Here is a 13,321-nt window from a genome sequence, read left to right as displayed (position 1 = left end):
TCCTGCGAGTGCCCACACAGATTGTCTGATAAATTGTTAAAGAGCGGTGCGACGCGGCGTTCGGCCTGCTGTCGCGAGGTGGCGTATATTACGCTTTCCTCCTTCAGAGTCAAACACTTTTTTCAGCATTTTTCTCCGGCGGAAGTTCTTAACGAAGCTTCCTGTCTACACCGCATTCCGTAAGTCGTTGTGCCGTGTCGATGGAGGCGCATTATAGGGAGTTGTTCGGCACGCGCAACCGCTAAATTCAATAAAAACAATCGTTCGCTGCATTCCACAGCAAAACCCCGCCTTATACCCGGTTACACACAAAGTTATCCACATCTGCAGCCGGTAATAAATTTAGGCGAGCATCGCGCAAACGTTTTCGCTACAATGCCCCGCGACGTCAAGGATGCCCCTTTTGGGGCGTTACCTGAGGTAAATGTTCTCTTCTATATATATAGAGAGAGAAAGTTAAGCCTGATGTAACGCTCTTATTTACGCGAAACAAAGCCAAGGGATAAAACCACCATGCAACAACGTCGTCCTGTACGCCGCGCTCTGCTCAGTGTCTCTGACAAAGCCGGTATCCTCGAATTTGCTCAGGCCCTCTCCCATCGTGGTGTTGAGCTGCTCTCCACAGGTGGCACCGCGCGCCTGCTGGCAGATGCCGGCCTGCCCGTCACGGAAGTTTCTGACTACACCGGTTTCCCGGAAATGATGGATGGACGCGTCAAAACGCTGCACCCCAAAGTGCACGGTGGCATTCTGGGCCGTCGCGGCACCGATGATGCCATCATGGCCGAGCACGCCATCAATCCTATCGACATGGTGGTGGTGAACCTCTATCCCTTTGCCCAGACCGTGGCGAAAGCCGACTGCAGCCTGGAAGATGCCGTTGAGAACATTGATATCGGCGGTCCCACCATGGTGCGCTCGGCAGCCAAGAACCACAAAGACGTGGCGATCGTGGTGAAGAGCAGTGACTACGACGCGATCATCGCGGAGCTCGATGCCAACGAAAACTCCCTGACGCTGGAAACCCGTTTCGATCTGGCCATCAAAGCCTTTGAACACACCGCCGCTTACGACAGCATGATTGCCAACTACTTTGGCAGCCTGGTACCGGCCTATCACGGCGAGAGCACCGCGCCGGCCGGCCGCTTCCCGCGCACCCTGAACCTCAACTTTATTAAAAAGCAGGATATGCGTTACGGCGAGAACAGCCATCAGGACGCTGCTTTCTATATTGAAGAGCATGTCAGCGAAGCGTCGGTCGCCACTGCACAGCAGTTGCAGGGCAAAGCGCTGTCCTACAACAATATTGCCGATACCGATGCGGCACTGGAGTGCGTCAAGGAGTTCAGCGAGCCAGCCTGCGTTATCGTCAAGCACGCTAACCCATGCGGCGTCGCCGCAGGCGATTCAATTCTTGCCGCCTACGAGCGCGCTTACAAAACCGATCCGACCTCGGCGTTCGGCGGCATCATCGCCTTTAACCGCGAGCTGGATGAAGCGACCGCGCAGGCGATCATCAGCCGTCAGTTCGTGGAAGTCATTATTGCGCCATCGGCCAGTGAAGCGGCACTGCGCGTGACCGCAGCCAAACAGAACGTCCGCGTTCTGGTGTGCGGTCAGTGGCAGAGCCGTGTGGCCGGTCTCGACTTCAAACGCGTCAACGGTGGCCTGCTGGTTCAGGATCGCGATCTCGGTATGGTCGATGCCAGCCAGCTGCGCGTTGTCAGCCAGCGTCAGCCGACCGAACAGGAACTGCGTGACGCGCTGTTCTGCTGGAAAGTGGCGAAATTCGTTAAATCCAACGCCATTGTGTATGCACGCGACAACATGACGATCGGTATTGGCGCGGGCCAGATGAGCCGCGTTTACTCTGCCAAAATTGCCGGCATCAAAGCCGCTGACGAAGGACTGGAGGTGAAGGGTTCCGCCATGGCTTCCGACGCCTTCTTCCCGTTCCGCGATGGCATTGATGCCGCAGCAGCAGTGGGCATCACCTGTGTGATCCAGCCGGGCGGTTCCATTCGCGATGATGAAGTTATTGCTGCCGCCGACGAGCACGGCATCGCGATGATCTTCACTGACATGCGTCATTTCCGCCATTAATAGCCTGGAGCCGTAACGATGAAAATTTTAGTGATTGGTAATGGTGGACGTGAACACGCGCTGGCGTGGAAAGCAGCACAGTCGCCGCTGGCAGAAACGGTATTTGTTGCGCCAGGCAACGCCGGTACCGCGCTGGAGCCGGCCCTGCAGAACGTGGCCATCAGCGCCACCGATATTCCGGCACTGCTGGCGTTTGCGCAGCAGGAAAACATCGACCTGACCATCGTCGGACCGGAAGCGCCGCTGGTGATTGGCGTAGTCGATGCGTTTCGCGCTGCCGGCCTGAAAATCTTTGGCCCGACGCAGGCGGCCGCGCAGCTGGAGGGCTCAAAAGCCTTCACCAAAGATTTCCTTGCCCGCCAGCAGATCCCGACGGCGGAATACCAGAACTTCACCGAGGTGGAACCCGCGCTGGCTTACCTGCGTGAGAAAGGCGCGCCGATCGTCATCAAAGCGGACGGTCTGGCCGCGGGTAAAGGCGTCATTGTCGCCATGACGCTGGCCGAAGCGGAAGCGGCAGTACAGGACATGCTGGCCGGCAATGCATTTGGCGACGCAGGTCACCGCATCGTCATCGAAGAATTCCTTGATGGTGAAGAAGCCAGCTTCATCGTGATGGTGGACGGCGATAATGTCCTGCCAATGGCCACCAGCCAGGATCACAAACGTGTTGGCGACGGCGACACCGGCCCGAACACCGGTGGCATGGGCGCTTACTCACCGGCACCGGTAGTGACCGATGAGATCCACCAGCGCGTGATGGATCAGATCATCTGGCCAACCGTCAACGGCATGAAAGCGGAAGGTAACACCTACACCGGTTTCCTGTATGCCGGTCTGATGATCGACAAAGCCGGTCAGCCGAAGGTGATCGAATTCAACTGCCGCTTCGGCGATCCGGAAACGCAGCCGATCATGCTGCGCCTGCAGTCGGATCTGGTCGCGCTGTGCCTCGCCGCCGTCGACGGCACGCTCGATCAGCAGCAGTCACAGTGGGATCCGCGCCCGTCACTCGGCGTGGTGCTGGCCGCTGGCGGTTATCCGGGCGACTACAACACGGGCGATCAGATCCACGGTCTGCCGCTGGAAGATGTCGCGGACGGGAAGGTATTCCATGCCGGCACCACCCTGAAAGATGACCTGGTGGTGACCAGCGGCGGTCGCGTACTGTGCGTGACTGCGCTGGGTGAAGATGTGGCAGCAGCGCAGAAGAATGCTTACGCGCTGGCGCAGCACATCTCATGGAACGGCAGCTTCTGCCGTAATGATATCGGTTACCGCGCGATTAACCGCAAGTAAGCCCCCGGCGGCGGCCAGCCGGTCGCCGCTAAAAATCAGCCTCTTTCGGCTGCCAGCGGCACTCATCTTCCGGCGTGGCACGCAGCAGCTGAATCCCCTCTGGCGCTTCCAGCCACGACAGGGTAATCGGCTGTTGCTGCCCCTGCTGCTGTCGATACAGCGTTGCCAGCGTGTCGCGATCGAACGCCACATTCACCTGCTGCCCCTCACAGTCACGAACCTGCGTACCGCCCTGCCAGTGCCCCTGCCGCAACAGTACCCGACCACTCAGCAGTGCATTGCTCTGCGCCAGCATGCGCTGCGCGTCAAACCGGTACAGCTCGACGCTGTCGGCGCTGACGGCTTCACGCCGGCCAGCCAGCTGTCGCTGCATAAAATTGAGGTTGCCCTGATGGTCGAAACGCAGGGTTACGTCGTCCGGCTGCTGGCCAGTGACGTGCCGTTCCACGCTCAGCAGTTTATCCGCCTGCCAGATATAGTCGGTGGTTTCCCGGCTATCGCCATTGAAAGGGGTATAGACGGTACGCAGATGGACGGCTTCGTGGTCGCCGTTTTTACGCCAGATTCGCACCGTGCCACGGTCAGACAGATAGCCGCTGGCGGTGAAAGCCGGAAGATCGGGAGTGGCACTGCAGCCGGTGAGTAATACCCCGAGGAGGATGGCGCAGAGGCGCTGAGGAGAGATGTTCAGCATAGCAGGCCCCGGTAACAAAAAGGGGCGAAATCGCCCCTCTTTTAAAGCTAAACCGCGATGCGGAAAACTTACTTAACAGCGTCTTTCAGTGCTTTACCAGAGACGAACGCTGGCACGTTAGCTGCAGCGATTTTGATCTCTTTGCCAGTCTGCGGGTTGCGACCGGTACGCTCAGCGCGGTGGTTCACTTTAAAAGTACCAAAACCAACCAGTTGTACAGCATCACCTTCTTTCAGAGACTCAGTGATCGCAGCCAGGGTAGATTCCAGCGCAGCTTTAGCCTGGGTTTTAGACAGGTCCGCTTTCTCTGCGATCACATCAATCAGTTGAGTCTTGTTCATAAGTTATCCTTAAAGTGTATTTATCGCTTGCTAAGCAACGAGTGCGAGGGAAAAGCCATATTCTGGCACTCTTCAGCCTGCACGCACCGATAGCCACAATTTTCAGCCCCCCAAATGTAGACCAGACAGGGGGCTGATGTGAAGCCTCCAGGCGCGGTAATTCGGGCCTGAAGTCACGTTTTCTCGCCTTATTGCTGAAAAATTATACCGATGTTACTGATTCCGGCTTCACGCAGGTCTGCACGTAGCCCTTTGATTAGCTCCAGGTCCCGTTCTTCGCACTCTGCCAGCAGGCGAAAAATCTCCCACTGCAGGTCCCATTCGTCAATTACCGCCTGGTTGTCACGCAGCTCTTCGTCGCTCATTTCGCGACCGGCCTGGGTCATTTCGAGGATGGCCACGGTGGTGATCGACGTGCGGCTGACTTCGATGGCGTGCTCCAGCGTTTCACCGCTCAGCTGCGCGTGCAGGAGTTCACTCAGCGCCACGCAGGCATCAATCGCCGGGTGCACGCCGTAAACGTCAAAGTCGTCACCGTTTGGGATCGCCGCTTCCAGTTTCTCCAGCTGGCTGTCGAAATTGATTTTGGCATCCTTCACCGTCAGGCTTTCCCACACCAGGTCGAGAATGCGGCGATAGAGCTGCGGATCGGCAAACTCGGTCTGCTGACAGAAGGCCCAGTAATTGGGGAACATCCGCTCGCACAGACAGGCCATAAAGGTCATGTGCTGCCAGCTTTCCAGCTTCGCCAGACGCAAATGGACGGGGTTCTGTAACATCAAACTTACTCTCGGTAGATTAGCTGGCGGCAGTGTACCGCAAAAGCCGCGTACAAACAGCGTTAGCGCGCATTTTGCCACTTCACAAAAGCGGGACGGCCAGACGCCACGGCATCGGCCCAGCGCGTTGGCTCCGGCAAGCGGTAGCCAGCCATGCAGGCTTCAACCCAGTGCAGTGCGCTATCGAGGCTGACGCGGTGGCCGGTTGAGACAAACAGCGGATTGCAGCGCGTCTTGCTGCGCCACACCCAGGCAATCTGCTCGCCTTTATCCATCAGCGGCTGACGACTGCCCGGTGCCGCATCCAGCTCAGCGAAACGGCCGCACAGGCGCTTTTTCGCTACGCCGATGGTTGGCACATCCAGCAGCGAGCCGAAATGCGCAGCAACGCCCAGCCGGCGCGGATGAGAGATGCCATGGCCGTCGACGAACAGCAGATCGGGCCGCTGCGACAATTGCTGCCACGCCGCCTGCAGGGCTGGAATTTCGCGAAACGAGAGAAAACCGGGGATATAAGGCATGGTGGTCGCGACACGCGCGATGCGATGCTCCACCAGCGTTAATGAAGGGTATTCGAGGATCACCAGGGCGGCGCGCGTTACCTCGCCGCCCTGTTCAAAACCGACATCGGCGCCGCCAATGAAGCGCGGCGGCAGTACGTCAAAATCATCCTGCCGCACCACGCTGGCGGCGAGCTGTACCTGTTGCTGTCGTAGTGCGGCTAAATCCATGCTTATCCCTGATGATATGGTCGTGATAGCCGATGCACCGCCTCCACAAACGCGCCAGCGTGCTCTGGCGGAACATCCTGATGAATCCCGTGACCGAGGTTGAAGACGTGGCCTTCGCCTGCGCCAAAGCCTTCCAGAATCCCTGCCACTTCCTGCTCAATTCGTGCAGGGGGTGCATACAGCATAGACGGATCCATGTTGCCCTGCAGCGCGACTTTATCGCCCACACGGCGCCGCGCTTCGCCAATATCGGTGGTCCAGTCAAGGCCCAGCGCATCACAGCCGGTGGCCGCCATCTCTTCCAGCCACTGGCCGCCGCCCTTGGTAAACAGGGTGATGGGCACGCGTCGTCCTTCGTTCTCATGCAGCACGCTGTCGACGATTTTGTGCATGTAATAGAGCGAGAACTCGCGATAGTCGCGCCCGGTCAGCACGCCGCCCCAGGTATCAAACACCATCACCGACTGCGCACCCGCTTTAATCTGCGCGTTGAGGTAAAGGATCACGCTCTCTGCCAGCTTATCCAGCAGCGCGTGCAGCGTCTGCGGCTCGGCGTACATCATCTTCTTGATTTTGGTGAAAGCCTTGCTGCTGCCGCCTTCTACCATGTAGGTTGCCAGCGTCCACGGGCTGCCGGAGAAACCAATCAGCGGCACTTCGCCCTTGAGGTTATGACGGATGGTGCGCACCGCATTCATCACGTAACCCAGCTCCTGCTCCGGATCCGGCACCGGTAGTTTATCCACATCGGCACGGCAGGCGATGGGGTGGGAGAAACGCGGGCCTTCGCCTGTCTCAAAGTAGAGCCCCAGGCCCATCGCATCCGGAATGGTCAGGATATCGCTGAAGAGGATCGCGGCATCCAGCGCATAGCGGCGCAGCGGCTGCAGGGTGACTTCGCACGCCAGCTCCGCGTTCTTACACAGCGACATAAAATCACCGGCTTCAGCGCGCGTGGCTTTGTATTCCGGCAGGTAACGCCCGGCTTGTCGCATCATCCATACCGGGGTGATATCCACCGGCTGGCGTAACAGGGCGCGCAGATAACGATCGTTCTTCAGTTCACTCATAATGGGCTCTCTCATGCTAAGGCCGGCAGTGTAGCATTTTCACGCCGCGCTGGCGCGACACAGCGCAACCGTATCTTCAATCAGCCGGCGCGCCACGGTGCCCGGCGGCGGCAACAGGGGCAGATCGTCGTAGCGATACCAGCCAGCATCCAGCAGCTCTTTACCATCGTGCTGCAGCTCGCCGCCATCGTACTCCGCCATGAACGCCATCATCAGCGAGTGCGGGAACGGCCACGGCTGCGAGGTCACGTAACGCACATTTTTTACCCGCACGTTGCTCTCTTCCATCACCTCGCGGGCCACCGCCTGCTCCAGCGTTTCGCCGACTTCGACAAAACCGGCCAGCACGGTGTAGATGCTGTTGCGATGGCGCGCATGGTTTGCCAGCAGGATCTCCTCACCGCGACGAATCGCCACAATGATGCAGGGGGCGATTTGCGGATAGTAGCGCTCGCGGCAGTGGCTGCACAGGCAGGCAAATTCGCGCTTGCTGTGCTGCATTTCATGGCCGCAATAGCCGCACCAGCGATGCGAACGGTAGAACTCTGCCAGCTGCACGCCGCGCCCGGCGAGCTGAAACAGACCGACATCTTCGTCAATCAGCTGGCGCACCGAGGCCATATTGTCCGGACGCGCTTCGCATACCAGCCAGACGTTTTCGCCCTGCCACTCGCCAATCACTCTGCCGCTGCTGCCGGTCAGGCCAAACTCGCCGGATAAGCCATGCGGCAACTCGCCTTGCGGCAACCAAAGTTTCTGCGCAGAGCTGACAATCCACCAGCCAGCGTCTACGCTTGAGATCTCACGTTGCATCTTAATCGTTGTCCTTAGCGTCAAATGGCACGCTGAAATCCTGATGTTAAGTGTGTAATAAACAACTATAACTCACCTGGAGCCCCGTATGCTTACCCAGTTAGATAACCTGACCGAGCGTGTAGGTGGCGGTAATGAATTAGTCGACTCATGGTTGCGCGCCCGTCGACAGCTGCTCGTCACCTATTACGAGTTAATTGGCATGAAGCCGAACAAAGAAGCGCTGACCGCGCTGGATGAACAGGCGCTGGATGCGTTTTGCCATCGTCTGGTGGACTATCTCTCTACCGGCCACTTCAGCGTTTACGAGCGCATCATCAGCGAGATGTCCGGCGACAGCCCGATGATTGCGGCAGCGCAGATCTATCCGGCGCTGGAAGGCAATACTGAACGTCTGATGCAACTGTATGACAGCCATCTGCAGCAGGCCATTAATGACGACAACTGCGTGGATTTCCAGCAGGCGCTGTCAGAAGTGGGCGAAGCGCTGGAGTCACGCTTTACGCTGGAAGACAAACTGATTCAGCTCGCCTGGGATAACCAGCTGGCGCGCCCGCCGGTGGCCAATGACAGCACCATTGCTCGTCCGGCCTGAACCGCTGCAGTTGTAAAAGACTTGTTATTCAGGAAAAGCCCTTTTATGCTGAATGGGCTTTTTTATTGTCTTTTTAACGACAATCCACAATCAAACTTTGCGATATAAGCGCAGCGTGCAGCAGTCAGTAAAGTCGCTTATCGCGTAAAACGTAAACTTGTCGGAGTGCCCTTAGGGGCTGAGACCGTTAATTCGGGATCCGCGGAACCTGATCAGGTTAGTACCTGCGAAGGGAACAAGAGTAGATGTGATCAGCACGGTGCAGTCAGGCGCCCGGCACCGTTTCTGTTACTCCTTCCGGACTCCGGACAAGCAGCTTCCCCTTGTTTTAAGGAAACTTGCTATGTCTGATGCTAAAACCTCACGTCGTGAACAACGCGCGCAGGCGCAAAAATTTATCGATTCGCTCCAGGGAACCGCCTTCCCTAACTCCAAACGGATCTGGATCAGCGGCAGCCGCGCGGATATCCGCGTCCCGATGCGCGAAATTCAGCTCAGCCCGACGCACACCGGCGGCAGCAAAGATCATCCGCAATACGCAGAAAATGAACCAGTCCCGGTGTATGACACTGCCGGTGCCTATGGCGATCCCCACGCGACCATCAATGTGCATCAGGGTCTGGCAAAATTGCGCGCCGGCTGGATCGCCGAACGCAACGACAGCGAAACCATCAGCGCACTCAGCTCAAGCTACAGTCAGCAGCGGCTGGCGGATGACGGGCTGGATCATCTGCGTTTTGAACACCTGCCGCTGCCGCGCCGGGCCAAAGCGGGTCGCCGCGTCACGCAGCTGCACTATGCGCGTCAGGGCATTATCACGCCGGAGATGGAGTTTATCGCGCTGCGCGAAAACATGGGACGTGAGCGTATCCGCAGTGCAACGCTGTTGCAGCAGCACGCCGGCCACGGCTTTGGCGCGCAGCTGCCGGAGAATATCAGCGCCGAATTCGTGCGCGCTGAAGTGGCCAGCGGCCGCGCCATCATTCCTGCCAACATCAATCACCCGGAATCGGAGCCGATGATCATCGGCCGCAATTTTCTGGTGAAAGTCAACGCCAACATCGGCAACTCGGCGGTAAGTTCGTCGATTGAAGAGGAAGTGGAAAAACTGGTGTGGGCCACGCGCTGGGGGGCAGATACCGTGATGGATCTGTCGACCGGCCGCTATATCCATGAAACGCGCGAGTGGATTTTGCGCAACAGTCCGGTGCCGATCGGCACGGTGCCAATCTATCAGGCGCTGGAAAAGGTCAACGGCATCGCAGAAGATCTTAACTGGGACATTTTCCGCGATACCCTGCTGGAACAGGCTGAGCAGGGCGTTGATTACTTCACCATTCACGCGGGCGTGCTGCTGCGCTATGTGCCGATGACCGCACAACGGCTGACCGGCATCGTGTCGCGCGGCGGCTCAATCATGGCGAAGTGGTGCCTGTCACATCATCAGGAAAACTTCCTCTACCAGCATTTCCGCGAAATCTGTGAAATCTGCGCCGCCTATGATGTCGCGCTATCGCTCGGTGATGGTTTACGTCCCGGCTCGATTCAGGACGCCAACGACGAAGCCCAGTTTGCCGAACTGCGTACCTTAGGCGAGCTGACGCAAATCGCCTGGCAATATGATGTGCAGGTCATGATTGAAGGCCCCGGTCACGTGCCGATGCAGATGATCCGCCGCAATATGACCGAGCAGCTGGAACACTGCCATGAAGCGCCGTTTTATACGCTGGGCCCGCTGACGACCGATATCGCGCCGGGCTACGATCATTTTACCTCCGGGATTGGCGCCGCCATGATCGGCTGGTTTGGCTGTGCGATGCTGTGCTACGTCACGCCGAAAGAGCACCTTGGCCTGCCGAATAAAGAGGATGTTAAGCAGGGGCTGATTACCTACAAGATCGCCGCGCACGCTGCCGATCTGGCTAAAGGCCATCCCGGCGCGCAGATCCGCGACAACGCCATGTCGAAAGCTCGCTTTGAGTTCCGCTGGGAAGATCAGTTTAATCTGGCGCTCGATCCGCATACCGCGCGGGCCTATCACGACGAAACCCTGCCGCAGGAATCCGGCAAAGTGGCCCACTTCTGTTCCATGTGCGGCCCCAAATTCTGTTCAATGAAAATCACCCAGGAAGTGCGCGAATTTGCCGCCCGCCAGCAGGCTGAAGCCCAGCCGATAGCGCTGGGCATGGCGCAAATGTCCGATGCCTTCCGTAGCCGTGGCGGCGAGCTGTATCACGCCGCCGATGCCCTGAAAGAGGAAAAATGATGACTGAAGCCTTCCCTGCCACCGCGCCAAAACTGGGGCTCTATCCGGTTGTCGACAGCGTGTTGTGGATTGAACGCCTGCTGGCAGCCGGCGTGCGCACCCTGCAGTTGCGCATTAAAGATGGCGATGATCGCCAGATTGAAGCCGCAGTACGCGATGCCATCGCCCTGGGCAAACAGTACGGTGCGCGGCTGTTTATCAACGATTACTGGCGCTTAGCGATTAAGTACAACGCTTATGGTGTGCATCTTGGTCAGGAGGATCTGGATGTGGCCGACCTGGACGCTATCCGCCACGCCGGCTTACGCCTGGGTCTGTCGACACACGATGACGCCGAGCTGGATCGCGCACTGGCGCTGCGTCCGTCCTATATTGCGCTCGGCCACATCTTTCCGACACAAACCAAAGAGATGCCCTCTGCACCACAGGGCATAGCCGAGCTGAAGCGCCATCTGGCGCGGCTGCAGCACATCCCCACCGTGGCGATTGGCGGCATTTCGCTGGCTCGCGTGCCGGAGGTGCTGGCGACCGGCGTCGGCAGCATTGCCGTGGTCAGCGCGATTACCCAGGCGGAAGACTGGCAGGCGGCCACCCGCCAGCTGCTGGCGCTGGTAGAATCCCCAGAGCATGTTGCAAAAGCGTTGTAACTGACTGCAACGGCGCTAAAAATCCGCGAATACGGCGCGCAAACGGCAGCAGTCAGGGCTGGCGCGACCGGGGACAATCGCTAAAGTGAGCCTGCCCGCTGTCGCTTGCAGCGGGCCAGGGCTGGCTTCCCCGACTCTCTGTCCGGCCCTGCCTTTCCACCGTTATTCTGTCAGGGAGGTAGTATGGCGCGTTTCCGCACTGCAGGCCTGCATGGCACGCTCCACGGCTGCGCCTAGGCTGGCAATCGCCTGCTCGGTTTGCTCATTCATTGGCAGACCATAATTGAGGCGCAGGCAGTTGCGATATTTACCCGCCGCCGAAAACAACGAACCGACCGCCACCTGGATTTTCAGCTCCCGCAGTTCCGCATTCAGCCGCACCGCATCGAAGGCTTCCGGCAGCTCAATCCACATCAGGAAACTGCCCTGCGGCCGCGAGACGCAAATACCGCAGGGAAAATAGTGGCGCACCCAGCAGCTAAACGTCTCATAGTTACGCTGATACACATGGCGCATGCGGCGCAAATGCGGCAGGTAATGGCCCTGACGAATAAACTCTGCGACCGCATACTGCGGCTGCGTTGCCGTCGAACCGGTGCCAATATATTTCATGTGCAGTACGCGATCGCGATAGCGTCCCGGCGCGACCCAGCCCACGCGCAAGCCGGGCGCCAGGGTTTTGGAAAACGAGCTGCACAGCAGCACGCGGCCATCCATATCCAGCGATTTGATGGTGATCGGACGCGGATACTCCCACGCCAGCTCGCCGTAAACATCATCTTCAATGATCGCCGCGTCAAAGCGCTGCGCCAGCGTCAGCAGCGCGCGCTTACGCGCTTCCGGCATGATAAATCCAAGCGGATTATTACAGTTGGGTACCACCACCACCGCTTTGATTGGCCACTGCTCAAACGCCAGCTCCAGCGCCTCAAGACTGATCCCGCTGACCGCATCGGTAGGGATTTCAATGGCGCGGATGCCCAGACCGCGCAGTGTCTGCATGGTGCCGTGAAACGCTGGCGACTCGACGGCAATGATATCGCCTGGCTCGCACACGGCGCGAATCGACACCGACAGCGCTTCATGGCAACCGGTAGTGATGACAATATCTTCCGCCGTCAGCTGACAGCCGCTGTCAATTGTCAGCCGCGCAATCTGCTCGCGCAGCGCTGCCACGCCGAGCAGGCTGTCGTAGTTGAGCTGATCAATGTCCTGCTTCTGCGCCATGCGGCCCATGATTTTCCACAGCGGCTTGAGCGTCGGCTGGGTCAGGTCCGGCATGCCGCTGCCCAGCTGCAGCACGTCGCCATTAATGCGGCTGCTCAGCAGCTCCAGCACCGATTCCCACTGGGTGATCTCAACCGGACGCTGTACGGGTCGGGTCATCGCGGGCACCGGCGGCGTGGCTTTACGGGTAGCGACAAAATAGCCGGAACGCGGCTGCGGCACGATAAGCTGCTTCTCTTCCAGCAGATGATAAGCCTGCTGCACGGTGCTGATGCTGACACCGTGCTCAATGCTGAGCGTACGCACCGAGGGCAAGCGTTCGCCGCTGCGATACAGCCCCTGCTCAATACGGTCTGAAAGCAGACAGGCCAGATGTTGATAGCGCGTCATTGTGTGCCTCGCTGCGTTAACGGTGATCAAAAATCAGTACAGATGACGCCTATTTCTACCATTCAGATCGGTACGGGCGCAATCTGTATGTTAAAGATAAGTGATTTTTGAATCTGTATAGCATTCGCCATCAGAGGGAAAATGTTGTTCAGACATCATACTGAGGGCTGGGATTATGGAATTCGATCAGAACCGGGCGGCAAAACCGTTCAGCGTGACCTTACTCGATATCTTCCGTGGCGGCGTGCGCGCAATCAAACGCTGGCAGGCCAGGCGGGAAACGCGGGAGATTCTTTCGCACCTGAGTGATGCGCAGCTACGTGACATCGGGCTGACGCGTCAGGATATCAATCAGAAATAACGCGG

The 13,321-nt window shown here is 58.4% G+C and carries 13 protein-coding genes and 1 riboswitch; of the genes, 6 read left to right on the top strand and 7 right to left on the bottom strand.

Annotated features, from left to right (window positions below):
• Window positions 1-513 precede the first annotated feature (513 nt).
• Both purH and purD read left to right on the top strand, forming a co-directional pair.
• Complete coding sequence (purH, locus tag F3J41_RS22935) at window positions 514-2,103, top strand: bifunctional phosphoribosylaminoimidazolecarboxamide formyltransferase/IMP cyclohydrolase (protein ID WP_150059786.1); 1,590 nt, start codon at window positions 514-516, stop codon at window positions 2,101-2,103.
• Window positions 2,104-2,121: 18 nt separating this feature from the next.
• Window positions 2,122-3,402: a phosphoribosylamine--glycine ligase gene (gene purD, locus F3J41_RS22930; RefSeq protein WP_150361801.1), complete on the top strand. Its 1,281-nt coding sequence runs from the start codon at window positions 2,122-2,124 to the stop codon at window positions 3,400-3,402.
• Between the two features lie 28 nt (window positions 3,403-3,430).
• On the opposite strand, the gene F3J41_RS22925 is transcribed toward purD, so the two are convergent.
• From F3J41_RS22925 to nudC, 6 genes are all read right to left on the bottom strand, one after another.
• Window positions 3,431-4,096, bottom strand: a complete 666-nt coding sequence (locus tag F3J41_RS22925; RefSeq protein WP_021508194.1) for a DUF1481 domain-containing protein — start codon at window positions 4,094-4,096, stop codon at window positions 3,431-3,433.
• Window positions 4,097-4,164: 68 nt separating this feature from the next.
• Entirely contained in the window at window positions 4,165-4,437 is a 273-nt protein-coding gene (hupA, locus tag F3J41_RS22920) for a nucleoid-associated protein HU-alpha (RefSeq protein ID WP_006121511.1), read from the bottom strand.
• A gap of 188 nt (window positions 4,438-4,625) precedes the next feature.
• A complete protein-coding gene (locus F3J41_RS22915; RefSeq protein ID WP_031279834.1) occupies window positions 4,626-5,216 on the bottom strand; it encodes a YjaG family protein in 591 nt (196 codons plus the stop codon).
• Between the two features lie 62 nt (window positions 5,217-5,278).
• Window positions 5,279-5,947 carry a deoxyribonuclease V gene (gene nfi / locus F3J41_RS22910; protein WP_058781855.1) on the bottom strand — a complete coding sequence of 223 codons (669 nt, stop codon included), beginning with the start codon at window positions 5,945-5,947 and terminating at the stop codon, window positions 5,279-5,281.
• Between the two features lie 2 nt (window positions 5,948-5,949).
• Window positions 5,950-7,017, bottom strand: a complete 1,068-nt coding sequence (hemE, locus tag F3J41_RS22905; RefSeq protein ID WP_058769978.1) for a uroporphyrinogen decarboxylase — start codon at window positions 7,015-7,017, stop codon at window positions 5,950-5,952.
• A gap of 39 nt (window positions 7,018-7,056) precedes the next feature.
• On the bottom strand, window positions 7,057-7,830 hold the full coding sequence (nudC, locus tag F3J41_RS22900) for an NAD(+) diphosphatase (RefSeq protein ID WP_021508198.1): 774 nt from the start codon (window positions 7,828-7,830) through the stop codon (window positions 7,057-7,059).
• Between the two features lie 88 nt (window positions 7,831-7,918).
• Between nudC and F3J41_RS22895 the strand changes: the two genes are divergently transcribed.
• The 3 genes from F3J41_RS22895 (at window position 7,919) to thiE (ending at window position 11,338) form a co-directional block, all read left to right on the top strand.
• On the top strand, window positions 7,919-8,425 hold the full coding sequence (locus F3J41_RS22895) for an Rsd/AlgQ family anti-sigma factor (protein WP_021508199.1): 507 nt from the start codon (window positions 7,919-7,921) through the stop codon (window positions 8,423-8,425).
• Window positions 8,426-8,576: 151 nt separating this feature from the next.
• Window positions 8,577-8,677, top strand: a riboswitch (TPP riboswitch).
• A 91-nt stretch (window positions 8,678-8,768) separates the two neighbouring features.
• Window positions 8,769-10,691 carry a phosphomethylpyrimidine synthase ThiC gene (gene thiC / locus F3J41_RS22890; protein WP_021508200.1) on the top strand — a complete coding sequence of 641 codons (1,923 nt, stop codon included), beginning with the start codon at window positions 8,769-8,771 and terminating at the stop codon, window positions 10,689-10,691.
• On the top strand, window positions 10,691-11,338 hold the full coding sequence (thiE, locus tag F3J41_RS22885; RefSeq protein ID WP_021508201.1) for a thiamine phosphate synthase: 648 nt from the start codon (window positions 10,691-10,693) through the stop codon (window positions 11,336-11,338). The genes thiC and thiE overlap by 1 nt, the downstream gene beginning before the upstream one ends.
• A 162-nt stretch (window positions 11,339-11,500) precedes the next feature.
• Here thiE and F3J41_RS22880 read toward each other — a convergent pair whose 3' ends face one another.
• Window positions 11,501-12,955 carry a PLP-dependent aminotransferase family protein gene (locus tag F3J41_RS22880; protein ID WP_166712575.1) on the bottom strand — a complete coding sequence of 485 codons (1,455 nt, stop codon included), beginning with the start codon at window positions 12,953-12,955 and terminating at the stop codon, window positions 11,501-11,503.
• A 175-nt stretch (window positions 12,956-13,130) separates the two neighbouring features.
• Here F3J41_RS22880 and F3J41_RS22875 point away from each other — a divergent pair, with 175 nt between their 5' ends.
• On the top strand, window positions 13,131-13,316 hold the full coding sequence (locus F3J41_RS22875) for a DUF1127 domain-containing protein (RefSeq protein WP_058769981.1): 186 nt from the start codon (window positions 13,131-13,133) through the stop codon (window positions 13,314-13,316).
• Window positions 13,317-13,321 lie beyond the last annotated feature (5 nt).

Origin of the sequence: Pantoea sp. Ap-870 (assembly GCF_011752515.1) — a bacterium.
GTDB classification, from domain to species: Bacteria; Pseudomonadota; Gammaproteobacteria; order Enterobacterales; family Enterobacteriaceae; genus Pantoea; species Pantoea dispersa.
The sequence above is the reverse complement of the archived record's forward strand: the minus strand, read 5'-3'. Positions and strand labels throughout refer to the sequence as shown.